This is a genomic window from Burkholderia cepacia (genome assembly GCF_029962485.1).
Taxonomy (GTDB): Bacteria; Pseudomonadota; Gammaproteobacteria; order Burkholderiales; family Burkholderiaceae; genus Burkholderia.
The window spans coordinates 3,225,260-3,249,406 of the sequence record NZ_CP073638.1 but is presented as its reverse complement, the minus strand read 5'-3'; the positions used below and the strand labels follow the sequence as shown (position 1 = coordinate 3,249,406).

Sequence of the window (24,147 nt, the reverse complement as noted above, 5' to 3'; positions counted from 1 at the left end):
CCGGCGGCGCGACGCACGTCACACACGTCACACGTTACGTCGCAAGCTTCGCTCTCAGCCGCGCACTCACTTCCGGCCATTCGTCGTCGATGATGCTGAAGCGCACCGAATTGCGCTTGCGGCCATCGGGCATGATCCGCTCGTGGCGCACGATCCCTTCCTGTTTCGCCCCGAGCCGCAGAATCGCCGCGCGCGATTTCTCGTTCAGCTCGTCGGTCGTGAACTGCACGCGCACACATTGCAGCGTGTCGAACGCATAAGCCAGCAGCAACCACTTCGCTTCGGTATTCGCGCGCGTGCGCTGCGCCGATTCGCTCAGCCACGTATGGCCGATCTCGAGCTTGCGATTCTTGCGGTCGATCTTCCAGAAACGTGTGCTGCCGATCACTCGGCCCGATGCGCGATCGACGATCACGAACGGCATCACGGTGCCGGCCGCGCGCCCCTGCAACGCGGTATCGATATAAGCGTCGACCGTCTCCGCGCCCGGCACGACCGTGACCTTCAGGTTCCACAACTCGCCGTCGGCCGCGGCATCGAGCAGCGCCTGCCGGTCGGATGCATCGAGCGGCCGCAGTACGATGCGTTCGCCGGAGAGGGTCGGTGGTTCGAGGGAGGACGCTGCGGCGGTCATGACGAGATTCCGGAAAGTGAGGACGGTGGCGGCGAAACGCCCATCATACGGTGCCGCTAGCCAAGGTGCGCGGCCAGCCTGCGGCGGATCGCCTTCGCCTCGCCGCGCAGCGCATCGGCGAATGCATCGACGAGCAGATTCTTCGGCCGGTGTTCGGGCACGATCATGCTGACGCGGTACGGAAACGATCGCGTGAGCGGCCGCACATGCAGGTCGCGCCCGACGAAATCGAGCGCGGTCAGCGGATTGACGATCGCGGCGCCGAGCCCCTGCCGCACGAACGCGCACACCGACACGGCCGACGGCGTATCGACCACCGAGCGCGGCGCGACGCCGAGTTGCGCGAACGCCTCGTCGATCAGGATGCGGTACGGATCGTTCAGCGACAGGCTCACGAACGGGAGATCGGCGAGATCGAGCAGGTCGATCGCGTCCTGCGCGAGCAGCGGATGGCCGTCGGGCAGCACGCACACTTCGTCGACTTCGAGCAGCGGCGTGAGCACGGTGCCGGCCGGCGCGATGTCGTGCTCGGTCAGCCCGAGGTCATAACGCTGCGCGGTGAGCCACTCTTCGAGCATCGGCGATTCCTGCGTTTCGACCGAGATGCTGACGCCTGCATGCGCGTCGTGAAATCGGCGGGCCGCACCGGGCAGGATCGCGTGCGAGAACGCCGGCAGCGCGATCACCGACAGCTGGCCGTCGCGAAACTCGCGCAGGCGCGCGGCCGTCGCCGCGACGCGTTCAAGCCCCACATACGCGAGCCGCACGTCGTCGAACAGCGTGAGCGCGGCCATCGTCGGCCGCAGCCGGCCGTGCGTGCGCTCGAACAGCGCGAAGCCGACGACCTGCTCCATCCGCGCGAGCTCGCGGCTGATCGTCGGCTGCGACGTGTACAGCATCTCGGCCGCACGCGTCGTGCTGCCGGTGACCATCAGCGCGCGGAATACCTCGATATGACGGTGCGTGAGCATGATCTTCTATATCGAAAATGAATTGAATATCGATAAACAGGCATTTTACTGCATAGCCAATCAGGTGCATCATCCACGCTATCCGTTCATTCGATCCGATTTATCCGCCATGTCCCTCGATTCCCGCCAGCTCGCGACGCTCGCGCAGCAATACGGCACCCCGCTGTGGGTGTACGACGCCGACGTCATCCGCGACCGCATCGCCCAACTGCGCCAGTTCGACGTGATCCGCTATGCACAGAAGGCGAACTCGAACATCCATATCCTGAAGCTGATGCGCGAGGAAGGCGCGTGCGTCGACGCCGTGTCGCTCGGCGAGATCGAGCGCAGCCTCACGGCCGGATTCAGCCCTGCGGGCGAGCCGGAAGGCGTCGTGTTCACGGCCGACCTGATCGACCGCCCGACGCTCACTGCCGTGCTGAAGCACGGCGTGACCGTCAACGCCGGTTCGCTCGACATGCTCGCGCGCATCGGCGAGCACGCGCCGGGCCACCGCGTGTGGCTGCGCGTCAACCCCGGCTTCGGCCACGGCCACAGCAACAAGACCAACACCGGCGGCCCGCAGAGCAAGCACGGCATCTGGATCGACGATGTGCCGCGCGCGATCGAGATCGTGCGCCAGTACGGGCTGAAGCTCGTCGGCATTCACATGCACATCGGTTCGGGCGTCGACTACGGCCACCTGTCGCAAGTGTGCGATGCGATGGTCGATCTCGTCACGTCGCTCGGCCATGACATCGACGCGATCTCGGCCGGCGGCGGCCTGTCGATCCCGTATCGTGACGGCGAGCCGCGCGTCGATGTCGATCACTACTTCAGCCAGTGGGACGCCGCGCGCAAGCGGATCGAGCGGCACCTCGGCCACCCGGTGCGCATCGAGATCGAACCGGGCCGCTTCCTCGTCGCGGAAGCCGGCACGCTCGTCACCGAAGTGCAAGCCGTCAACCGCCGGCCGAAGCACGATTTCGTGCTGATCGACGCGGGCTTCAACGACCTGATGCGTCCGTCGATGTACGGCAGCTACCACGCGGTGTCCGTGCACGCGCACGACGGCGCGCTGCCCGCCGGCCGGCCGGCCGTCGATCTCGCGATCGCGGGGCCGCTGTGCGAATCGGGCGACGTGTTCACGCAGGACGCGGGCGGCGTGGTCACGCACCGCAAGCTGCCGCAGCCGCAGATCGGCGACCTGCTGTTCCTGCACGACGCGGGCGCGTACGGCGCGTCGATGTCCTCGAACTACAACAGCCGGCCGCTCGCGCCGGAAGTGCTCGTCGATCGCGGTACGCCGCGGCTGATCCGCCGCCGGCAGACCATCGAAGAACTGCTCGCGCTCGAAACGTTCGACTAACGCGCATCCTGAGTGACGAAGGCCAACGGCCAGGCTTGCCACTACCGGCAGCCTGGCCGTTTTGCTTTTCGGCGAGCCACCGGTTCACCTGTTCACGATGCGGAGCAACCCCACCGTCGCACCGTAGTACCCGATGCTTCGCATCACGCGCAACCGCAGCAGATCGCTTGCGCCACCTTCCGCACGCAGAGAAAAACATTCCACGGCACGCAGAAAGTGCGTGCATCTTTGGAAACACATTCCTTTTTGACAAACCTAAGATTGCCCTCAGTCGCTCAGCATTCGTGTCACCGGATGCGCATCGACGAGGCACCCGGTCCACTCCTCTCGCAAAGCCGTACGGGCAATCATGAACACCATGCTTGAACTCTTCGCCGCGCACCGGAACACATTCGACATGCATGCCGCGCAGTCAGCTCACGCGTCATTCGACGGCCGCTCGCACTGCTCACGCCTTCAGCCGCACACGCGCCGCGCCACCGTCGCGCGCGAACGCATGCCGTAACGCACGGCATCACGCACGGCGGCGCTCGATTCGCGCCGCCACCCACCGCACTGATTTCCCGCCCACGGCGACGCCGCCCGTTGCCGCGGCGTCGCGCACCCTGAATTTTCGACAACAACCACGGAGACAACCATGAAGCACTTCAACCCGACGCTCAAGCAAGGCATCGCGGCCGCCCTTCTCTGCATCGCGACCGCGACGTCGCACGCGGCTGACCTGCTCGACACCGTCAAGCAATCCGGTGTACTGAAGATCGCGCTGGAAGGCACTTACCCGCCGTTCGACTACCGCAATGCCGACGGCCAGCTCGAAGGCTTCGATGTCGACGTCGCGAAGGCGGTTGCGGCCCGCCTCGGCGTGAAGCCGCAGTTCGTGACGACTGAATGGAGCGGGATTCTCGCGGGCCTGCAGGCCGGCAAGTTCGACGTGATCGTCAACCAGGTCGCGATCACGCCGTCGCGCCAGCAGGCGCTCGACTTCAGCGCACCGTACGTGTATTCGTCGGCGCAACTGCTGCAACGGCAGAACGACGCACGCGCATTCAAGTCGCTCGACGAGCTGAAGGGCAAGAAGGTCGGTGTGACGATGGGCAGCAACTACGTCGATCTCGTCAAGACCGTGCCCGCGATCGACCTGCAGGTCTACCCCGGTACGCCGGAAAACCTCCGCGACCTCGCCGCCGGCCGTCTCGACGCGGCAGTCAACGATCGCCTGATGCTCACCTACCTGATCAAGAACTCGCACTTGCCGCTGCGCCCGGGCTCGGTGCTCGCGGGCGGCGAGGACCGGATGGGTATCCCGTTCCGCAAGGGCAACCCGAAATTCGCGAAGGCGATCGACGACGCCGTCGCATCGCTGCAGCAGGACGGCACGCTGAAGAAGATCTCGATGCAGTGGTTCGGCACGGACACCACCAAGCCGGTGACGCAATAACGCAGCCCGCCGCGCCCGCGCGCACGAACGCGCGGGCCGTCCGGCACACAATCAGGAGACACGCAATGGAAGCACTCCAACTGGTCGTCCATACGCTGCCCGTGATGGTCAAGGGCGCCATGCTCACGCTGAAGTTTGCCGTCGCGTCGATGGCGCTCGGTCTCGTCGTCGGGCTCGTGATCGCGATCATGCGCATCGGCAGCAACCGGCTTGCCGCCAGCCTCGCGCAGGGCTATGTCAGCCTGATGCGCGGCACGCCGCTGCTCGTGCAGATGTTCGTCGTCTACTACGGGCTGCCCGATCTCGGCATCACGCTCGACCCCACGACGGCCGGCATCTTCACGCTGACGCTCAATGCGGGCGCCTACCTGTCCGAAAGCATGCGCGGCGCGATTCTCGGCATCGGCCGCGGGCAATGGGCGGCCGCCCACAGTCTCGGCCTCACGCACGTGCAGACGCTGCGCTACATCGTGTGCCCGCAAGCGCTGCGCCTCGCGGTGCCGAGCCTCGGCAACACGCTGATCAGCCTGATCAAGGACACGTCGCTGGTCTCCGTGATCACCGTCACCGAATTGCTGCGCTCGACGCAGGAAGTGATCGCCGCGACGTTCCAGCCGCTGCCGCTCTATCTCGCCGCCGCCGCGATCTACTGGGTCCTCAGCACGCTGCTCACGCGGCTTCAGGGTCGCGTCGAGACGCGTCTCGCGCTGCCGTCCACGCATTGAGCGCGCACCCGGCATTCACATGAACTCCATCGACGGACAGAACATGATTACGCTCGACAACGTATCGAAATGGTATGGCAAGCATCAGGTGCTTTCGGCATGCAGCGCGGCAGTCTCGAAGGGCGAGGTGGTCGTCGTGTGCGGGCCGTCGGGCTCCGGAAAATCGACGCTGATCAAGACGATCAACGGTCTCGAACCGTTCCAGAAAGGCAGCATCACCGTCGACGGCACGCGGCTCGGCGACCCCGCCGCGAAGCTTGCGCAACTGCGCGCCCGCGTCGGCATGGTGTTCCAGCATTTCGAGCTGTTTCCGCACCTGTCGATCACCGACAACCTGACGCTGGCACAGGTCAAGGTGCTCGGCCGCCGCAAGGACGAGGCCGTCGAGAACGCCATGAAGCTGCTCGACCGTGTCGGCCTGAAGGCGCACGCGCACAAGTATCCGGGGCAGTTGTCCGGCGGGCAGCAGCAGCGCGTCGCGATCGCGCGCGCACTGTCGATGAACCCGGTCGCCATGCTGTTCGACGAACCGACCTCCGCGCTCGATCCCGAGATGATCAACGAAGTCCTCGACGTGATGGTCGAGCTTGCGCGCGAAGGCATGACGATGGTCTGCGTGACGCATGAAATGGGTTTCGCGCGGAAGGTTGCGCATCGCGTGATCTTCATGGACCAGGGTGCGGTGGTCGAGGATGCGGCCAGCGACCGGTTCTTCGCGGCACCGCGTTCCGAACGCGCGCGCGACTTCCTCGACAAGATCCTGCATTGACCGATGCGACAACTGCCCCGCTTCGCTTGATCGACACCCCAAGGAGACATCTTGAACCACCTGCATTCGACCGACACCGTTCTCGCCCATGAAGGCCGCTCGCACGGCCAGCCCGGCTCGCCGGTGAACCCGCCCGTCTATCGCCAGTCGACGCTGCTCTTTCACGGCACCGATGCGCTCGACGCCGTACGCGGCACGCCGCTCGCGTACGGGCGTCATGGCAGCCCGACCACGCGCGCGCTCGAGAAAGCGCTCGCGCGACTCGAAGGCGCGCACGCCGCGCTGCTGACGCCGAGCGGCCTCAGCGCGATCACGACCGCGCTGCTCGCGGTGCTGAATCCGGGCGACCATCTGCTGATGGCCGATTCCGTGTACGACCCGACCCGTTCGTTCTGCGACGAAACGCTGGCGCGCCTCGGCATCGAGACGACCTACTACGATCCGACGATCGGCGCGCACATCGCCTCGCTGATGCGGCCGAACACGCGCGCGGTATTCGCCGAATCGCCGGGTTCCCTGACCTTCGAAGTACAGGATATTCCGGCCATCAGCCGCGTCGCACACCTGCACGGCGCGGTCGTGCTGCTCGACAACACGTGGGGCACGCCGCTGAACTTCCGCTCGTTTTCGCATGGCGTCGACGTGTCGGTTCACGCCGCGACCAAATACATCGCCGGGCACTCGGACGTACTGATGGGGGCGATCCTGACGACCGAGGCGCTCGCGCCGAAGATCACACGCTGCTACCGGCAGCTCGGGATGACCGTCAGCGGCGACGATGCGTATCTCGCACTGCGCGGCCTGCGTACGCTGTCGGTCCGGCTCGAGCGGCACCAGCGCAACGCGCAGGTGCTGACCGATTGGCTCTCGCAACAGCCGGAAGTCGCGCGGATCCTGTATCCGGCGCGCCCCGGCGACGCGGGCCACGCGCTGTGGCAGCGCGATTTCACGGGCGCGTGTGGGCTGTTCGGCGTGGTACTGCATCCGCAGGCCGACGAAGCCGTGCGCGCGCTGCTCGACGGCATGACGTGCTTCGGCATGGGGTATAGCTGGGGCGGATTCGAAAGCCTGATCATCCCGTCCAATCCGTCGCGCCACCGTACCGCCACCCAATGGGCGGCGACGGGCCCGCTGCTGCGGATTCATGCAGGGCTCGAGCACCCCGACGACATGATTGCCGACCTCGCCGCCGGCTTCGCGAGGATGCGCGCCGCCGCGCTCGCGGAAGCCTGAAATCCGGCAACGTAGTACACGCCACCCCGCATCACGTTTTCTTCGACGTTCGTCCCTCTCTCATAGCGAGATCACCATGAAAGACACGCTGTTCATTCTTCGCCCGGGCTTTTTCAAGGACTCCGAAGGTCCGTTCTACTGCGGCGATTCGGTTTCCGTCGAAGGGCTGCTGAGTTTCTATCCGCAGCTGCGCAACGCCGTCGATGTCGAGTACATCGACGCGCCGCGGCCGCGCCAGCCGATCGTCGCGCTGATCGGCGCAGACAACCAGTCGGCGCCCGTGCTCGTGCTCGGCGACGGACCGACGCCTAACGACGACACGCTCGCGATTCGCGAGCACAACGGCAGGCGCTTCATCGATTCGCCTGCCGAGATCCGGCGGTACTTGTCTTCGCAATACGACGTCGCGCACGTCGCATAAGCGCACCGGCGCGTGCGGCCGAGCGGCCGCACGCTACCTCACCGCCACACGCACGTCGGCGCCCGCCGCACGCCACGCCTTCAGCAGCACCGCTCGCCGCCTCGGATAACGCACATCCAGCCGTTCCAGCTCGACGATGCGATCGGTCCGAAAATGCCGGAAGTCGTTCCGCCCTTCGCACCACGCCGCCAGAATCCGCACGTCATTGAAATAGCCGAGCGCGAATGGCCACACGATCCGTTCGTCGATCGCTTTCCGGCCTTCGCCCGCATATCGAATCCTGATCTTGCTTTCGGTACGAATCGCCGTACGCACGGCACCCATGTCGACGATCTCCCGATCCTCGACCGTACGCGGGCCGACGAGCAGCGTCGTGCATTCCATCTCGCGGCGCAGCTCGGCGGGTAGCACCGCGGAGATCTTCGCGAGCGCATCGGACGCAGCCGTCGTGAGCTGCGCATCCGCGAACTTTCCGACCCAGCGAAAGCCGAGCATCAGCGCTTCGAGTTCCGATTGAGAAAACATCAATGGCGGCAGCATGAAACCGGCACGCAGCACGTAGCCGACACCCGGCTCGCCTTCGATGTCCGCACCCTGCACCTGCAACGATGCAATGTCGCGATAGACCGTCCGGAGGCTGACACCGAGTTCCCCGGCCAGCACGCGGCCACTCACCGGGCGGCGGTGACGCCGCAGCACCTGCAGCAGCGAGAGCAGTCGTTCGGCGCGCGTCATCGTTTCATGCTGCCACTTTCTGACAGCATCCGTTCATAGAATGGGATGCATCTTAATCGATCCCTGGACGGCTCCGCATGACCTCCCCGAATCTCGTTCTTCTCTATGTCGACGACCCGACGCGCAGCGCGCAGTTCTACGCACGCCTGTTCGGGCGCCCGCCCGTTGCCGCGTTTCCCACCTATGCGGCGTTCACGCTCGACAACGGGCTGCATCTGGGCCTGTGGTCGACCCGTGCGCGCGATTTCGTGTCGGGCGGCGCCGGCCACCGCTCGGAGCTGGCATTCATGGTCGACGACGACCACGAGGTCCGGCGCCTGTACGAAGCGTGGAAGGCGCTCGGTGTGACGTTCGAGCAGACGCCGATGACGGCCGTGTTCGGCCTGACGTTCGTCGCGCTTGACCCGGACGGCCATCGCTTGCGCGTGTGCACCCCGGACGATTGAGCGCGAGCGGGCGCGACCTGCGACGGGTCGCGCCCGCGCCCCTGCTCAGGCGCGCGCGTCACCCCGCGCGCTGCACGGGCGCCATTTTCGAGAAGTATTTCGCGCCCGCCACGCAGCCGACCACGACGACCGTCACGACGACCATCGACGGCGGCACCGTCTCATGCAACAGGCCGGCCGCCAGCAGGAAGCCGAAGAACGGTTGAAGCAGCTGCAACTGGCCGACGCCCGCGATCCCGCCGAGCGCGAGCCCGCGATACCAGAACACGAAGCCGATCAGCATGCTGAACAGCGACACGTATGCGAGCCCCCACAGCGCGGCGGCATCGACGGCATCGAACGACGCGGGCCACGTGAGCCCCGTGAGCGGCACCATCAGCGGCAGCGACAGCACGAGCGCCCACGAGATCACCTGCCAGCCGCCGAGCTGGCGCGACAGGCGCGCGCCTTCCGCGTAGCCGAGCCCGCACGCGACGATCGCGGCCAGCATCAGCGCATCGCCGACCACCGACGCCTGCCCGCCGTTGCGCAGCGCAAACGCGGCCACCGCGCCGCTGCCGACGATCGAGAAGATCCAGAACGGCAGCCGCGGCCGCTCGCCGCCACGCCACACGCCGAACAGCGCGGTGGCCAACGGCAGCAGCCCGACGAACACGATCGCATGCGCCGACGTCACATGCTTCAGCGCGAGCGCCGTCAGCAACGGGAAGCCGACCACGACGCCGAGCGCGACGATGGCGAGCGACACGGCCTCGGCCCGCGTCGGCCGCCGCTGCTTCAGCACGACGAGCAACAGCAGGCCGAGCACACCGGCGATCGTCGCGCGCGCGAACGTGAGGAACAGTGGGTCGAGCCCCTGCACCGCGATACGCGTCGCGGGCAGCGAGCCACTGAAGATGATTACGCCCAGCAGGCCGCTGAGCCATCCGTCGGTCGTCTTTTGCACGGGAAATCCTGAACGGGGAAAGTGGATGACCGATGATCCGCCGCCCGCGAAAAGCGCGTAAGCTACAGCCCAATACAATTCAGACAAACTGTACTGGACAACCGACCGTACAGTTCATTTTCGTCATGAGCCAAGCCGCCCCGCCTCCCGTTCCGCCCACCGCGTCGCGTACGCGCGTCGAAACCGTGATGGATACCTTGCGCGCGCGCATCGCGAGCCGCGCGCTGATGCCCGGCGCGCGCGTACCGTCGATCCGGATGATGGCCGACGGCCTGGGCGTGTCGAAATCGACGGTCGTCGACGCGTACGAACGGCTCGCGAGCGAAGGCGTGCTGATCGCACGGCGCGGCTCGGGCTTTTACGTGTCGGGCCACGCGCCGCCGCTTGCGCTCGCCGATCTCGGCCCGCGCCTCGATCGCGAGCTCGATCCGCTGTGGCTGTCGCGCCAGTCGCTCGAAGCGGCGCCGACGTCGGTGAAGCCCGGCTGCGGCTGGCTGCCGTCGTCGTGGCTGCCCGATGAAAGCCTGCGCCGCGCGCTGCGCGCCGTGTCGCGCGACGACGCCGACGCGCTGACCGACTACGCGACGCCGCTCGGCCTGCCCGCGCTGCGCCAGCAGCTCGCCTGGCGGCTCGCGCAGCACGGCGTGCATGCGGAACCCGCGCAGATCATGCTGACCGACGGCGGCACGCATGCGCTCGATCTCGTGTGCCGCCTGCTGCTGGAGCCCGGCGACACGGTCGTGCTCGACGATCCGTGCTACTTCAACTTCCAGGCGCTGTTGCGCGCGCACCGCGCACGGATCGTCAGCGTCCCGTACACGCCGAACGGCCCCGATCTCGTGCGCTTCGAGCAGGTGCTTGCCGAGCATCGCCCGCGCCTGTACATCACCAACGCGGCGCTGCACAACCCGACCGGCGCGACGCTCGCGCCGCCCGTCGCGCACCGGCTGCTGACGCTCGCGGCCGAGCATGGGCTGCTGATCGTCGAGGACGACATCTTCGCGGATTTCGAGAGCACGCCCGCGCCGCGCCTCGCGGCATTCGACGGGCTGTCGCGTGTCGTCTCGATCGGCAGCTTCTCGAAGACGCTATCGGCCGCGATCCGCTGCGGCTACGTCGCCGCGCGACCGGAGTGGATCGACGCGCTCGTCGACCTGAAGCTCGCGACGTCGTTCGGCAACGCGCAGATCGGCGCAAACGTCGTGCACCGGCTGCTGATCGACGGCACCTATCGGCGCCATCTCGACAGCCTGCATGCGCGTCTGGCGGATGCGATGGGCGAATCGATCCGGCGCCTGACGCGCGCCGGGCTCGGCATCTGGACGGAACCGCGCGGCGGCCTGTTCGTGTGGGCGGAACTGCCCGACGAGCTCGACGCCGCGCGCGTGGCACGCCACGCGCTGGATCACGACGTCGTGCTGGCCCCCGGCAACGTGTTCAGTCCGTCGCACGGCGCGACGTCGTACATGCGCTTCAACGTGTCGCGCTGCAAGGGGCCCGTGGTGTTCGATGCGCTGGCGCGGGCGATGGACGCGACGCGTGCGGCCGATCGCAGCGGCGTGCCGGCGAATTCGGGCGGACGCGTGCTGGCCGGAGAGCCGTGAGCGGCCAGCCTGAGGGAATACCTCGTCCAGCTCGGCATCGAGGACGAAAACATCTGGTCGGACACCCACATGATCTCGCAGCCGTATCCGAAAGACTGTGCCGGCTACGAGGGTTATCTTCAGATCGGACTGCCCCTGGTTCCGCTGTGCGCGGACGGATGCCGGCATCTTTGCGACGATCCTCGCATCACACCGACATCCAGAGCCATCGGTCGCCCCTGACCGCCTTCGGCGAAGCCGCCACCGAATCTCGCCAGTGACAGGGTGACACAAACGCCTCGCGCCACCCCGCCCCCTACCTCACACCTCCCCCGCGTGCGCCCTCGCCCGCACCTCGGCAAACGACGTATCGACGAGCAGTCGACCCGTATCGAACACGGTTTCGAGCGCCTCGTCCCATTCGCCTTCCAGCGCACGATCGTCCCATGCAACGGGCAGCGTCACGGTCCGATACTCGCCGCTGCGGCGATTGCGCAGCAGCGTGAGCCTTCCCTTCTTCGAACGCTTGCCCTGATCGGTGACCGGATCCTTGCGAACGTCGTGCCACACGCCGCCACGCCGGATCGCCGAGCACTTCATCGCGAAGCGCTGCGTATCGCGGTTCACCTGCTGCAGCAACGCGCCGCCCATGCCGAACACGACGTTGCCGGCTGCGTAACCCGCGTCGTCGAGTGCGGAAAGGATCGCGTCGATCGACAGCTCGTCGACACCGTCACCCTGAATCACGCGCACGCGGTTCAGCACGCGCCGCCCCTTGCCGTTCACGGTCGAGCCGAACGACGCGTCGAGCGCGCGCACGGTCTGCATCACGATCGCCACGGGGTCGCCCGAATCGGGCCGCACGACGAGCGTCGCACCCGAATCGATCACGGCCTGCCGAAGCTCGCCGCCCCACAGATCGAGTGCGGCGAACAGATCGTAGGAGTCCGACACGACCGACACAATCGCGCCGGGCAAACCGAAGCGCGCAATCATGTTCCGGTACGCATCGACCTCGCCTTCGCGACCCCACGACGTGATCGTGCTGTGCTCGGCCGCCGGCACCGAGTACGCGGCCATCGGCTCGCGATAGAAACGGTTCGCGGCCAGCACGCCGAGCACGGTGTCCGAGCCCATGAAGTTCACGAGATGCGCGGCGCCGCCGATCGCGGCCGATTCAGCGCTCGATACGCCGCGCGCGCCGAAGTCGTGCAGCTTGAACGGCAGTTGTGCAAGGTCGTCGTCGGTCTTTTCGAGGAAGCGGCGGATCGTCTGCCGCAAGTGCCAGCTGCGTGTCGCGACCGTCACCGGATACCAGACGCGCAACAGCATCGTCTCGAGATACGACGCAAGCCAGAACACCTGCGGATCGTCGCATTCGACGGTCATCAGCGCGTTGTGCACCGGCACCACCGAGCCCTCGGGCACCGCGCGGATCTTCACCGGCAGGTAGCCGTCGTAACGTTCGACGATGGTGCGCCACCCGGCTTCGTTGAACGGCTCGCCGTGTACCGTGAAGAAGTCGCGCGCTTCGTCGATCATCGCGTGCGTGACGGGCTTGCACAGATATTCCTTCAGCAGCATCTGCAGGCCGAAGAACACCGTGCGGTCGTAGCGTCCGCCGCGCGATTCGACGTACGAGAACATCGCCTGCGCGTCGGGCGGATATTGCAGGAAGTGCGAAGCCTTGTAGGAATCCGTATTGAGGATCGGATTGGCGAGAACCGCGGCAAAGCCGCCGAGATCGTTTTGCATGGCTAGAGCTCCTCTAGGCCGTTGAAGTGCCGCCGCGTCTGTCGCGGCGGACGTAATGCGGGGAATCAGCGGATCACAGCTTCCCCAGGAAGTGATACGCGATGTCGAAGTGATCCTCGAACATCACGTTGCGCATCTGCGCGAATTCGTTAAGCGGCACCCAGCGCGCCTTGTCTGCGTCGTCGCTGCCCTTCACGCGCGGCAGCTCGCCGGTCGGGAAGTTGAACAGGCACGCGTGCGTGATCGTGCGGCCGCGCAGCGAGCGCGTCGGGTGATCGAACACCTGGCGATCCTTGATCGAGCCGCGCAGTACGGGCTCCGGCAGCTTGAGGCCGGTTTCCTCGCGCAGCTCGCGGATGCAGGCCGCATCGAGCCGCTCGTCCTGGTTCACGAACCCGCCCGGCAGTGCCCACAGGCCGCGGCCCGGCTCGCTGCGGCGACGCACGAGCAGGATGTGGCCCGAGTGCACGACCACCGCGTCGACCGTCACGAACGTGACGGGATACGGCGCGGCCGCCCACGCCTTGCGATACGCGGCGATGAATTCGGCTTCCGACTTCAGCTGCGCGAATTCCGGCTGCGTGCGGAAACGCTCGAGCCAGCCGAACACGGGTTCCGGCACGGCCCACTGCACGAAGCTGTTGGTGCGTTCGGCGAAATACTGGTCGCGGATCTCGGTGGCGGAAATGTCTTCCGTCGCATCGACGTCGACAAGCTCCCATTGCGGGAACATCCGCAGGTAATACGATGTGGCGTCCTTCTCGTGGCCGATCAGCCCGACCTTGCGCTGTGCGATATCGCCGAGCGTGACTGCCACGACCTCCTGCACCCAGCGCACCCAGTCGCCGTCGTTGTACGTCGAATCCTGCAGCGGCGCGATGGTCACGCGGTCGCGCTCGGACGCGTCGAGCAGCGAAGCCAGCATCTGGCGGCGCTCGTCGAACGAGAACGGATCCTTGATGGTGCGGGGCTTGTCGGTCGACCCGATCAGCACGCACACGCGCTCGGCCCGGCTCAGTGCCGACTTCAGCACATTCAGGTGACCACGATGCGGAGGCTGGAAACGACCAATGAAAACGAGCGCGTCGAAGCGCCGGTTCTGTTGCGTACTCATGAGGCTCCCTCAAGAGATTGAAACGCTCCGGGTCTGTCCCGAAGGGTTGAATCAAATCCTAGGGGAAATCCCGGGGGGCGTCAATCGCCCCCATTCGAGTACACGCTCGACTTGACGAAGTCTGACGAAACGCGCGTTATTGGCGGGTTACACTGAATTTCATTCCAATCCGCGCCTTCGCGCCCGCCATCATGAGGATCTCAGTCAGCCGGACCGTCGGCGTCGATCGCAGACGCCTCTTCACGTGGTCGCAGGATTACGCGCGGCGGCTCGTGTGGGACAGTTTCCTCACCGACGCCTATCTGCTCGACGGAACCACGGCCAACGTGGGCGTCGACGCGTTCTGCCGCAGCCAGTCGGGCGCGACGATGGTGTCGCGCTACATCTCGTACCGCCCGCCGCAGGTCGCGGCAGTCGAAATGGTCGAAGGCCCGAAGGTGCTCGAGCGTTTCAGCGGCAGTTGGAACTTCACCGAGCACACGCCGGGGTCGACCGAGGTGAAGTTCACGTACAACTTCCGCGTCCAGCCGTCCTGGCTGCGCTGGCTGCTCGAACCGCTGATCGGCGCGTTCTATCTCGTGCAGACGCGCCGGCGTCTCGATTCGTTCAAGCGCTGGGCCGAAGCCGAAGCACTGCCACGCTGACCGGCGCGCGCCGCCCGCCGCGCCATCGGATATTTGCCAGATTCGCCGAACCCGGGGAAACTACGGGCGACCGTCATCCCGACGGCACGCCCTGACCGAGAGAACAGGGCGCGCTCCCTGTAACGGCATCGACACAAACACAATCCGATGAGCCTGATATCCCGATTCTTTGGCCGCAAGGAAGAACCCGAGAACCCCGTCGCACTGGTCGCGGCGCCCGACGTCGAGAATCCGCTGAGCGTGACGGTCGTCTTCGACGGTCCGCTGCAGGTCGACATCGCCGCGCTAACGGCCGCGCTGCGCGCATACCACCCGAGCATGAAGCAGGCGCGCGTCGAAACCGAGCCGACGCTGGAGCAGGTATTCGGGCTCGCCGGCTGGGGCAACCACGTCGTCCGGCTGGTGGGCTTCGATGCGCCCTATCCGTCCGACGCGCTGGAAACATGCGTCGCGCCCGCCCACTACGGACAGGACCTGAAGCAGCAGGTCCGCGCGAGCCGCAGCCACGTGATCCTCTACTACGCCGGGCACGAAGCGAATCCGCTCGACCAGTATGTCGCGCTGGTGGCTGTCGCCGGCGCGCTGGCCGAGCAAAACGGCCTCGCGGTGCTGAACGAGCACGCGCACACGTCGCTGCCGGCCGGCGTCTTCAACGCAAAGGAACTCGGCGACGAAAGCCTCGAAGTGCTACGCGACTTCCCGCTGAACCTGTTCTTCTGCGGCTTCGTGAAATACGAGGTCGAAGGCATCGAAGGCGTGTGGATGCGCACCTACGGCGCCGACGTGTTCGGCCTGCCCGATTTCGCCGCACTCGCGGCGGGCCATCACGAAGGCGAACGCTATTCGGGCATCTTCAACAACGTGATGCATTACCTGCTGGAAAGCGGCGCCCGCATGCACGCAGGCGAAACGATGCAGATCGGCGCGGAAACGTACATGAAGCTGCGCGAACCGCTCGAGCACGAGTATTACCTGCAGGGGCCCGCGCAGGTGCTGGTGGCCGAACTGATCTCGGCGGACGAAATCAATCGCTGAAACGCACGTTGATGCACGGCGCGCGGGGTCGAGCGTTCTCGAACCGCGCGCCGCCGCTGCGTCACCACTGCGTCACATGACGGCTGCGTGACAGCCGCCGACCCCACCCGATGAGGAGATGTCCGTGTTCGGCATTCGCCTTGCCCTCACGCTGGCCGCGATCGGCCTCTCGTTGTCGGCCCACGCCGACAGCATCGATTGTTCGCACGCGAAGACCCGCACCGATCGCCTGATCTGCGCCGACAAGGCGCTCGTATCGGCCGACAGCACGCTGTCGAACGCCTACTACGACGCAATCGGCATCGCCGCCGACCAGCAAGCCGTGATCCGGTCACAACGCGCATGGCTCGCGCAGCGCAATGCGTGCGCCGACGCCACCTGCATCGCCACCGCGTACCGCGACCGCACGGCGGCGCTGAAGCAGGTGAAACACGCGGGCTGGAAAACCTATCGCGATCCGGCGCTCGGCATCTCGTTCGAATACCTCGCAAACCGACAGGTGAAAAAGCCCTGCCCGGAAGGTGGCGGCGACCATTGCGTCGCGATCGTCGGCCGCAACATGACCTACAGCAGCAGTTTCATCTCGTTCGAGATCGTCGACGGCGCGCTGGAGCCGGTCGCGGAAAAGGAAGCAGGATTCGTGAAGCAGGACGACGGCAAGTGGGTGACGTCATACGGCCCCGGCATCCCGCAGGAAGTCGAGCGCTTCTCCGGCCCCGGCTGGCACGGCATGCGCGCGACGATCACGTGCGGCATCAGCGATCCGGAAACCGGCTTCCATGCGGCCGGCGGCGAATGCTACTGGGCCGTGCTGAGCAACGGCAAGCGCTCGGCCGTCGCGGGGACGCAGGGCATCGTCGGCACCGACGACGCGACGCTGCACAGCGTGTCGACGTTCCGGTTCGACCGCTAGCGGGAGCGTCACGGCGCTCGACCTCCCGGATACGACGCTCCGAGCGGCGATGCTTCATCGCGATGAAGCATCGGCGGCATGTCGCCAGCGTCGGCAATGACGAACTCACCCTTTCCGGCCCGATCCGAAACGGCCGCCGCACCCGCCACGCCGCTCGGGCCACCTTCGCACTAACGTGCGCCGTCCCGCCGCAACGGGAACGTCTCCACACCGGCGTCGCGACGCAACGTCACCTCCGTACCGGTCAGCCATCCTGACGATTTCAGGATCGGGCGCGCCACCGCATACAACCGATCGGCGCTGGCGCCATACAGGTACAGATAACCGTCGTTGCCGTCGCGATGCAGTTCGGTTTCGCCCAGTTCGCCGGCCCCTGCCTGCTTTACCGCACGATCCAGCCGTTGCTCCAGCGCATGAAGGCGCGCTTTGTCCTTCTCGTAGTAATCGAAGTGAACCATCACGACCGGCCCGGGCGGCTTCGGCGGCACATCGGCGGCAGCGTGGCCGGCGAGCAGCACCCAGCCGAGCAGCGCGGTGAATCGGATTCTGTTGAGCATATCGATAAGGGAGGTAAAACGCCCGCTCACGTCGCCGCGCCGCCGCGCGCCACCTGCTGCCGGACCTGCGCCTGGGTGCCGAGCGCAGCCGCGATCGCATCGACCGCCTCGGCCGCGCGCGCCGCGCCGCACATGAACGCGTCGACGGCCGCGAAGCGATGCTCGGGCCACGTATGGATCGTGATGTGCGACTCGGCGAGCAGCACGACACCCGTCACGCCATGCTCGCCGCCGAAGTGATGAAAGTGCGCGCCGATCACGCGCGCGCCGGCCTGTTGCGCGGCGTCGGTGAGGATCGTTTCGAGCCGCGCGGCGTCGCGCAGCAGCGCCGCCTCGATACCGGCCAGGTCGGCCAGCACATGCGAGCCGAGCGTCGCGCGCGGCGGCGCGATCCCGTCGCGCGCGGTCATTTGTGCGACCCGTACGACGAGTAGCCGCTGCGGGCCGACGAGCTGCCCCATCCGCTACCGCCCGAACCGCTGCCGCCGATCGATGCGCAACTGAACAGCGTGACGACGATCAGGCCGTAGATGCCGTAGAGGATGTACCGGATCACGACTTTCCCCCGTCCGATGCAAAACCCTTCCACAGCCACTCGGGCAGCCACAGCACCAGCAGGCCAACCAGCACATAGACGGTACGGCCGCTGAACGAGAACAGCGAGCCCATGTTGAAGATCACGAGCAACGCGCTGAACACCCACGGCAGCGGTGCAAAACTGTGCGGACTCTTCCCGCCGAACAGGCCCGTCGATGCCGTTGCGCCCGAAGCAGCCGCCGCAGCCGTCGCAAGCGCCGGCGTGCTGAAACGTTCGGCGAGCGCGCTGCCCGACAGCGGTCGTGCGCGCGACCAGACGATTTCCGCGTCGCTGCGCTCGCGCGTCAGCTTGTCCTTCTGCCAGCCATAGTCGATGATCGACGTGCGATCGCCCACCTGCACGCGCCAGTTGAATGCGCCGACCACGTAGACGACCTCCGAGTCATATTCCTCGCGCAGCCGATAAGTCTTGCCGCCGTCGGTCACGTCGGACGCGCTGCCGATCGTCGGCCATTGGTCGAGCACCTGCACGCGTTCCCAACGCCCTTCGCTCTGCACGAGCCACAGGAAGCCGCGCTTCGGGTTCAGCAGCAGGTATTCGTCCCAGGTCTCGTCGTCGCCCGGCACGCGGCAACGCATCATGCCGATCACCGTGTACTTCACGCCGTCGAACGTGCCGATCGCGCCGAGTTCGAGCGCGCCCTTCACCGAGTCGAGCTTGCGCTGCGCCGCGAACACGGTCTGCTGCTCGGCCGTGCACTGCACGCCCGCGTGGCAGCTTCCGCATACGACGTAGTCGGCCACGTTCGGCAGGTACGACAGCGGCGCACCGCAGCTCGGACATGCGAACGGCACCATTTCCGCGCCACGCTTCTCGCGCGTGTCGTTTTCGGAATCGCGCAGCCCGGTGAACGCGAGCGCGTCGAACTCCAGAGCTTCGCCCGTATAGACGACCGGGCTGCCGCCGTTCGAATCGGCGTCGGAATAGTCGTAGGTCGCGAATGCGTTGCCGGTCCGCAGATCGACGACACGCGCCTCCCAACCCGCGTCGACGCGGAACGGCAATTCGCCGTCGCCGCCCGTGCAACGCGCGGTCCGCATGTCGGACACGAGATACGCGCGGCCGCCGTGGTCGATCCGCATGCCAGGCTCGAGCGTGCCGAACGCGGGCCATGCGCCGCCGGACGCGTCGTCGGGCTCGCGCACCGTGACCGCGTACTGGCCCGACGCATCCGACAGCCAGCCGAATGCGCCGTCGTCGAACACGACGTACCACTCGCTCCACGCGCCGGCGTCGTAGGTCATCTGGATGCGCCCGAGCACCGTGAAGGCGCGCTTGCCGTAGCGGCCGGCCGTGCCGATCTGGATCGGCGACGCATCGTCGAGCACCGTGGCGAGTTCGCCGATCCGCTCGACGTCGGTGCCGCGCTTGAGCAGCGTGCTGCGGCAGAACGCGCAGACGGCCATCACGGCCGCCGCCGAGCGAAACTCGACCGGCGCGCCGCACTGGGGGCACGAGGTACTGAACATGCGAGCGGTTTACCGGGTGAGCTTCGCGAGGATCTCGGCCTTCGCGCGCGAATATTCGTCTTCGGTCACGAGGCCCTTGTCGAACAGCGCCTTCAGCTGTTCGAGCCGCTGCACGTAATCGGTGCCCTCCGCCGGCGCTGCGGCCACCGGCGCCACAGCAGGTGCGAGCGGTGCGGCGGGCACCGGCTGCGCGGCACCCGCGATCTGGCCGGCCATCGCCTGCCCGATCGCCGCGCCGGCAGCAAGCCCCGCGCCGACCCCGGCGATGCCGCCCGGGTTCTGCGCGGCGAGCGGAATCGCCTGCGCGGTCTGGTATTGCGTGGCGCGCGCGAGATCGCCGGCCATCCCCGCGCCGATCCGCAGGTCGAGCGCCTTCTGCAGCTCCGCCGGCAGCGACACGCTTTCGACCGCGAACGCATCGAGCGCGAGGCCGTAGCGCGTGAACACCGGCGCCAGTGCGTCGGCGACACGCTGCGACAACAGCGACTGGTTCGCGGCCATGTCGACGAACGGCACGTCGGCCGAGCCGAACGTCGTGCTCATCGCGGTCACGACGAGGTTGCGCAGTTGCTGTTCGACGTCGTCGACCGTGTACTGCGCGCGCGTGCCGCTGACCTCGCGATAGAACGCGCCCGCGTCGACGATCCGGTACGAGTAGATGCCGAACGCGCGCACCTGCACGAAGCCGAATTCGCGGTCGCGGATCGTCACCGGCTGCGCGGTGCCCCAGCGGCGGCCGAGCTGCAGCCGCGTGCTGAAGAAATAGACGTCGGACTTGAAAGGCGATTGAAAGAGTTTGTCCCAGTTCTTCAGGTACGTGAGCACCGGCAGCGTGTTCGTTTCCAGCGTGTACAGCCCCGGCTGGAATACGTCGGCGACCTTGCCTTCGTTGACGAAGATCGCGACCTGCGTTTCGCGCACGGTCAGCTTGCCGCCGTACTGGATCTCCTGGTCTTCCATCGGATAGCGCCAGGCCAGCACGCCGTCGGTGTCTTCCGTCCATTGCAGGACGTCGATGAACTGCTTGCGGATGAATGAACCCAGACTCATGTCGGTCTCCTCGAAACGCGTGGCGCGTCAGGTCAGGCAGGCGGCATTGATGATGCCGACGACGAGCGACGCGGTGCCCATCAGGCCGCCCATCGCGACGTTGCGATCCTCGATCGCATGATTCATGCCGGGCATCAGGCGCGTCAGCGCCGCATAGGTGATCAGTTGCACGATCATCGCGCCGACGGCCCAGATCACGACTTCGCCGAGCGTCGAGTTGTGCGCGATGCTGGACGCGAGCGTCAGGCAGAAACCGATCAGCGCGCCGCCGAACGACAGCGTCGCAGCGGCGTTGCCGTCGCGGATCAGCGCCAGTTCGTCGAACGGGGTGACCTTCAGGTACACTGCCGCGAACACAAGAAGCAGCACGAACGCCGACAGTAAATGAACCGCATAAAGATAGGCACTATTCATTCTTTCCCTCGGATTTTGTGCTCGGTTCGCCGCCCCGTCGCCGGCCGGCCCGCGCAGGGCCAGCAGACAAAATTCCGCGCCAGTATATCCACATTGCCGACGCCCGCACAACGGACGCACCATGCTGCATAAGCGTGCACTCGTCCTGTCGATCCTCGTGCTCGCGTCGTGCGGGCTCGGTTACGAACTGATCAGCAGCGCGCTGTCGAGCTACCTGCTCGGCGATTCGATCCTGCAATTCTCGTCGGTGATCGGCAGCTACCTGTTCGCGATGGGGATCGGCTCGTGGCTCGCGAAGTTCGTCGAGGACGACGACGTGCTCGACCGCTTCGTCGACATCGAGTTGCTCGTCGGCCTGCTCGGCGGCGTGTCGGCCGCGCTGCTGTTCGCGGTGTTCGCGTGGCTCGCCGCGCCGTTCCGCGCGGCGCTCTACGCGCTCGTGCTCGCGCTCGGCTTGCTGATCGGGATGGAGATCCCGCTCGTGATGCGTGCGTTCCAGCAGCGGCGCCAGGCGTTCCGCCATACCGTCAGCGAAGTGCTGACCTTCGACTATCTCGGCTCGCTCGCGGTATCGCTGATCTTCCCGCTCGTGCTCGCGCCGCGTCTCGGCCTGCTGCGCACGAGCTTCCTGTTCGGTCTCCTGAACGCATTCGTCGCGCTGTGGACGACGCACCTGTTCCGCGACGAGATCCGCAACGTGCGCGGCAAGCTGATGCGCGCGGCGCTCGTGATCGGGCTTCTGGTCGCCGGGTTCGCGCTGTCGGACCGCATCACGCACTGGGCCGAGCACGGCATATACGGCGACGAGACGATCTATTCGGAAACGACGCCGTACCAGCGCATCGTGCTCACGCAGTGGCACGACGACATGCGGCTGTACCTGAACGGCAACCTGCAGTTCTCGTCGCGCGACGAGCACCGCTATCACGAGGCACTGATCCACCCGACGATCGAAGCGCTGCCGTGGGCGAAGCGCGTACTCGTGCTCGGCGGCGGCGACGGGCTCGCGGTGCGCGAACTGCTCAAGCACCGCAATCTCGAACAAATCACGCTGGTCGATCTCGATCCTGCGATGACGAAGCTGTTCTCGACCTCCGCGCCGCTCGTCAAGCTGAACCAGGGCTCGCTGAAGGACCCGCGCGTGCGCGTGATCAACGACGATGCCGTGCGCTGGCTCGAATCGAATGCCGACGTGTACGACGCGATCGTCGTCGACTTCCCCGATCCGACCAACTTCGGGCTCGGCCGGCTGTATTCGGTGCCGGTGTTCCGGCTGCTCGCGCGCCACCTGTCGGAGAACGGCTATGCGGTGATCCAGTCGACGTCGCCGTACTTCGCGCCGCACGCATACTGGACCATCATCGCGACGCTGCACGAAGCCGGGCTCAACACGTGGCCATACCACTGCTACGTGCCGTCGTTCGGCGACTGGGGTTTCGTGATCGCCGGCAAGCGCCGCGACTTCACCGTGCCGACGCATTACTCGGTGCCGACACGCTGGCTCGACGCGCAGACGGCCGCCGAGATGTTCCACTTCCCGGCCGACATGCCCGTGCTGCCGATGTCGCCGAACGAACTTAACGACCAGCCGCTCGTGCGCCGCTTCGACGACGACTGGAAACACGTGCTGCGCTGATGGATCGCCGCACGTTCCTTGTCGCGTCGGCGGCCGCGTCGCTCGCCGCCTGCGGCCGCACCGGCTGGATCGAGACGACGCCACAGGTCGGCTACCCCGGCATGCGTGAAGGCCATGCGCTGCGCGACCATGCCACGCTGCCGCCGCCGTCGGGCACGATCGAAACCGACGTTGCGATCCTCGGCGCAGGTGCCGCCGGACTGTCGTGCGCATGGCGGCTCGCACGCGCGGGCCACAAGCGCTTCACGGTGCTCGCAGGCCCCGAATTCGGCGGCAACGCGGCCGGCGGAAGGTTCGGCGAACTCGGCTACCCGAAAGGCGCGCACTACCTGCCGCTGCCGTCGCTCGAATCCGCGCATCTGCGCGACATGCTCGCCGATCTCGGCGTGATCGAATCCGCGCCGTTCTCCGCGCGCCCCGTGTACGACGAACGCGCGCTCGTGCATGCACCCGACGAACGACTCTTCATCGCCGGCCAGTGGCAGGACGGCATCGTGCCGACCGCCGGCCTCGGCGCCGACGAACTCGCGCAGCAGGCGAAGTTCTTCGCCTACACGGACGGACTGCGCACCGCACGCGGCGCCGACGGCCGCAAGGTGTTCTGCATCCCGATCGCGGAATCGTCGCGCGACCCGCGCTGGCGCGCGCTCGACCGGCGCTCGTTCCACCAGTGGCTGCTCGACGAGGGCTACACCGCGAAGGCGCTGCACTGGTACCTGAACTACTGCTGCCGCGACGACTATGGCGCCGGCTACGAACATGTATCGGCCTGGGCCGGCCTGCACTATTTCTCGTCGCGTGGCGGCCATGCGGGCGATGCAAGCGACGGCGCGGTGCTGACCTGGCCCGACGGACTGCATACGATGGTGACCCGGCTGAGCGACTCGATCACCGCGCGCACCGGCTCGAACGCGTGGTCGCGGGACGGCTTCGCGGTGCGCGCGACCGAACGCACGGGCGGCGTCGACGTGCTGTGTGCGCGCATCGGCGAAGACGGCACGCTGTCGACGTTCACGCTGAAGGCCCGGCGCGTCGTGAGCGCGATGCCGCTGTTCGTCGCCGCGCGCGTATTTCCGCAGCTTGCCGCGTATGGCTTCGAACCGGCGCGCGACCTGCCGCCGCGCGCGCCGTGGCTCGTGTCCAATTTCCTGCTCGACGGGATGCCGGCCGAAGAAGCCGGCGTGCCGCTCGCGTGGGACAACGTCGTCTACGGCGGTGAGGCGCTCGGCTATGTCGTGTCGACGCACCAGCTGATCCGGATGTCGCCGCCGACGCGCTCGGTGTTCTCCGCGTATCAGGCATTGAATACGCAAACACCGGACGACACGCGCCGCTGGCTTGCCCAGGCAAAACCCGGCGCGTTGCGCGAACAGGCCGCGATCGACCTGCAGGCCGTCTACGGGCGCGAGCTGTGGAAACACGCAACGGCGCTCGAGATCACCGTGCGCGGCCACGCAATGGCGACGCCCGACGTCGGCTTCCTGAGCCGCCCGGGCCTGCTCGCGCTGCGCGATGCCGACGGCCCCGTCGTGTTCGCGCATGCCGACCTGTCCGGGCTGTCGCTGTTCGAGGAAGCGTCGTACTGGGGCATGCTCGCGGCCCGGCGCGTGCTCGCCTGACGACCGTCGTTCGTCATTGCGGCGCCGCCGCCAACCGCTATAATCGCGCGACATTCCGACTGCATTGAGCAGGCCGACGGTGCCGCACCGTGCG

At 66.7% G+C, this 24,147-nt stretch carries 25 protein-coding genes; 13 read left to right on the top strand and 12 right to left on the bottom strand.

What is annotated here, in order from left to right:
• Positions 1-34 precede the first annotated feature (34 nt).
• Positions 35-634: a GNAT family N-acetyltransferase gene (locus KEC55_RS31050; RefSeq protein WP_282508856.1), complete on the bottom strand. Its 600-nt coding sequence runs from the start codon at positions 632-634 to the stop codon at positions 35-37.
• A gap of 56 nt (positions 635-690) precedes the next feature.
• The gene (locus tag KEC55_RS31045) at positions 691-1,605 is read right to left on the bottom strand and encodes a LysR family transcriptional regulator (RefSeq protein ID WP_282508855.1); all 915 of its coding nucleotides are present in this window, start codon (positions 1,603-1,605) and stop codon (positions 691-693) included.
• A gap of 109 nt (positions 1,606-1,714) precedes the next feature.
• Between KEC55_RS31045 and lysA the strand changes: the two genes are divergently transcribed.
• From lysA to KEC55_RS31015, 6 genes are all read left to right on the top strand, one after another.
• Positions 1,715-2,953 (top strand): diaminopimelate decarboxylase, encoded by a 1,239-nt coding sequence (gene lysA / locus KEC55_RS31040; protein WP_282508854.1) that lies wholly within the window; start codon positions 1,715-1,717, stop codon positions 2,951-2,953.
• A 637-nt stretch (positions 2,954-3,590) separates the two neighbouring features.
• Positions 3,591-4,391, top strand: a complete 801-nt coding sequence (locus tag KEC55_RS31035; protein ID WP_282508853.1) for a transporter substrate-binding domain-containing protein — start codon at positions 3,591-3,593, stop codon at positions 4,389-4,391.
• Positions 4,392-4,456: 65 nt separating this feature from the next.
• A complete protein-coding gene (locus KEC55_RS31030; RefSeq protein ID WP_175022152.1) occupies positions 4,457-5,116 on the top strand; it encodes an amino acid ABC transporter permease in 660 nt (219 codons plus the stop codon).
• 43 nt (positions 5,117-5,159) lie between these two features.
• Positions 5,160-5,885 (top strand): amino acid ABC transporter ATP-binding protein, encoded by a 726-nt coding sequence (locus KEC55_RS31025; protein ID WP_282511484.1) that lies wholly within the window; start codon positions 5,160-5,162, stop codon positions 5,883-5,885.
• A 51-nt stretch (positions 5,886-5,936) separates the two neighbouring features.
• On the top strand, positions 5,937-7,118 hold the full coding sequence (gene metC, locus KEC55_RS31020; RefSeq protein WP_282508852.1) for a cystathionine beta-lyase: 1,182 nt from the start codon (positions 5,937-5,939) through the stop codon (positions 7,116-7,118).
• 76 nt (positions 7,119-7,194) lie between these two features.
• A complete protein-coding gene (locus tag KEC55_RS31015; RefSeq protein ID WP_282508851.1) occupies positions 7,195-7,539 on the top strand; it encodes a DUF3088 domain-containing protein in 345 nt (114 codons plus the stop codon).
• A 33-nt stretch (positions 7,540-7,572) separates the two neighbouring features.
• Here KEC55_RS31015 and KEC55_RS31010 read toward each other — a convergent pair whose 3' ends face one another.
• The gene (locus tag KEC55_RS31010; RefSeq protein ID WP_282508850.1) at positions 7,573-8,274 is read right to left on the bottom strand and encodes a helix-turn-helix transcriptional regulator; all 702 of its coding nucleotides are present in this window, start codon (positions 8,272-8,274) and stop codon (positions 7,573-7,575) included.
• Between the two features lie 77 nt (positions 8,275-8,351).
• Here KEC55_RS31010 and KEC55_RS31005 point away from each other — a divergent pair, with 77 nt between their 5' ends.
• Positions 8,352-8,720, top strand: coding sequence for a VOC family protein (locus tag KEC55_RS31005; protein ID WP_282508849.1), 369 nt, complete (start codon positions 8,352-8,354; stop codon positions 8,718-8,720).
• Between the two features lie 58 nt (positions 8,721-8,778).
• Here KEC55_RS31005 and KEC55_RS31000 read toward each other — a convergent pair whose 3' ends face one another.
• Positions 8,779-9,666: a DMT family transporter gene (locus KEC55_RS31000; RefSeq protein ID WP_282508848.1), complete on the bottom strand. Its 888-nt coding sequence runs from the start codon at positions 9,664-9,666 to the stop codon at positions 8,779-8,781.
• Between the two features lie 125 nt (positions 9,667-9,791).
• Here KEC55_RS31000 and KEC55_RS30995 point away from each other — a divergent pair, with 125 nt between their 5' ends.
• Complete coding sequence (locus KEC55_RS30995) at positions 9,792-11,270, top strand: PLP-dependent aminotransferase family protein (RefSeq protein WP_282508847.1); 1,479 nt, start codon at positions 9,792-9,794, stop codon at positions 11,268-11,270.
• 300 nt (positions 11,271-11,570) lie between these two features.
• On the opposite strand, the gene KEC55_RS30990 is transcribed toward KEC55_RS30995, so the two are convergent.
• Together KEC55_RS30990 and KEC55_RS30985 are read right to left on the bottom strand one after the other, a co-directional pair.
• Positions 11,571-13,004: a nicotinate phosphoribosyltransferase gene (locus KEC55_RS30990; protein ID WP_282508846.1), complete on the bottom strand. Its 1,434-nt coding sequence runs from the start codon at positions 13,002-13,004 to the stop codon at positions 11,571-11,573.
• 73 nt (positions 13,005-13,077) lie between these two features.
• Positions 13,078-14,118: a bifunctional nicotinamide-nucleotide adenylyltransferase/Nudix hydroxylase gene (locus tag KEC55_RS30985; RefSeq protein ID WP_282508845.1), complete on the bottom strand. Its 1,041-nt coding sequence runs from the start codon at positions 14,116-14,118 to the stop codon at positions 13,078-13,080.
• A 191-nt stretch (positions 14,119-14,309) separates the two neighbouring features.
• Here KEC55_RS30985 and KEC55_RS30980 point away from each other — a divergent pair, with 191 nt between their 5' ends.
• From KEC55_RS30980 to KEC55_RS30970, 3 genes are all read left to right on the top strand, one after another.
• On the top strand, positions 14,310-14,762 hold the full coding sequence (locus tag KEC55_RS30980; RefSeq protein WP_176049989.1) for a type II toxin-antitoxin system RatA family toxin: 453 nt from the start codon (positions 14,310-14,312) through the stop codon (positions 14,760-14,762).
• A 147-nt stretch (positions 14,763-14,909) separates the two neighbouring features.
• Positions 14,910-15,797: a DUF4261 domain-containing protein gene (locus KEC55_RS30975; protein WP_282508844.1), complete on the top strand. Its 888-nt coding sequence runs from the start codon at positions 14,910-14,912 to the stop codon at positions 15,795-15,797.
• Positions 15,798-15,921: 124 nt separating this feature from the next.
• Positions 15,922-16,710: a lysozyme inhibitor LprI family protein gene (locus KEC55_RS30970; protein ID WP_282508843.1), complete on the top strand. Its 789-nt coding sequence runs from the start codon at positions 15,922-15,924 to the stop codon at positions 16,708-16,710.
• A gap of 170 nt (positions 16,711-16,880) precedes the next feature.
• On the opposite strand, the gene KEC55_RS30965 is transcribed toward KEC55_RS30970, so the two are convergent.
• The 6 genes from KEC55_RS30965 to KEC55_RS30940 are packed head-to-tail and all read right to left on the bottom strand — an operon-like array spanning position 16,881 to position 20,798.
• Positions 16,881-17,297: a hypothetical protein gene (locus KEC55_RS30965; protein ID WP_282508842.1), complete on the bottom strand. Its 417-nt coding sequence runs from the start codon at positions 17,295-17,297 to the stop codon at positions 16,881-16,883.
• Positions 17,294-17,677, bottom strand: coding sequence for an adenosylmethionine decarboxylase (gene speD, locus KEC55_RS30960; protein WP_176049992.1), 384 nt, complete (start codon positions 17,675-17,677; stop codon positions 17,294-17,296). The genes KEC55_RS30965 and speD overlap by 4 nt, the downstream gene beginning before the upstream one ends.
• Positions 17,674-17,823 (bottom strand): hypothetical protein, encoded by a 150-nt coding sequence (locus KEC55_RS30955; protein WP_155291822.1) that lies wholly within the window; start codon positions 17,821-17,823, stop codon positions 17,674-17,676. Before KEC55_RS30955 ends, speD begins: the two co-directional genes overlap by 4 nt.
• The gene (locus KEC55_RS30950; protein WP_282508841.1) at positions 17,820-19,334 is read right to left on the bottom strand and encodes a DUF4178 domain-containing protein; all 1,515 of its coding nucleotides are present in this window, start codon (positions 19,332-19,334) and stop codon (positions 17,820-17,822) included. Before KEC55_RS30950 ends, KEC55_RS30955 begins: the two co-directional genes overlap by 4 nt.
• Before the next feature lie 9 nt (positions 19,335-19,343).
• A complete protein-coding gene (locus tag KEC55_RS30945) occupies positions 19,344-20,384 on the bottom strand; it encodes an SPFH domain-containing protein (RefSeq protein WP_282508840.1) in 1,041 nt (346 codons plus the stop codon).
• A gap of 27 nt (positions 20,385-20,411) precedes the next feature.
• Positions 20,412-20,798, bottom strand: a complete 387-nt coding sequence (locus tag KEC55_RS30940; protein ID WP_059239663.1) for a DUF350 domain-containing protein — start codon at positions 20,796-20,798, stop codon at positions 20,412-20,414.
• A 121-nt stretch (positions 20,799-20,919) separates the two neighbouring features.
• On the opposite strand from KEC55_RS30940, the gene KEC55_RS30935 reads away from it, so the two are divergent.
• Both KEC55_RS30935 and KEC55_RS30930 read left to right on the top strand, forming a co-directional pair.
• A complete protein-coding gene (locus KEC55_RS30935; RefSeq protein WP_282508839.1) occupies positions 20,920-22,434 on the top strand; it encodes a polyamine aminopropyltransferase in 1,515 nt (504 codons plus the stop codon).
• On the top strand, positions 22,434-24,053 hold the full coding sequence (locus KEC55_RS30930; RefSeq protein ID WP_282508838.1) for an FAD-dependent oxidoreductase: 1,620 nt from the start codon (positions 22,434-22,436) through the stop codon (positions 24,051-24,053). Before KEC55_RS30935 ends, KEC55_RS30930 begins: the two co-directional genes overlap by 1 nt.
• Positions 24,054-24,147 lie beyond the last annotated feature (94 nt).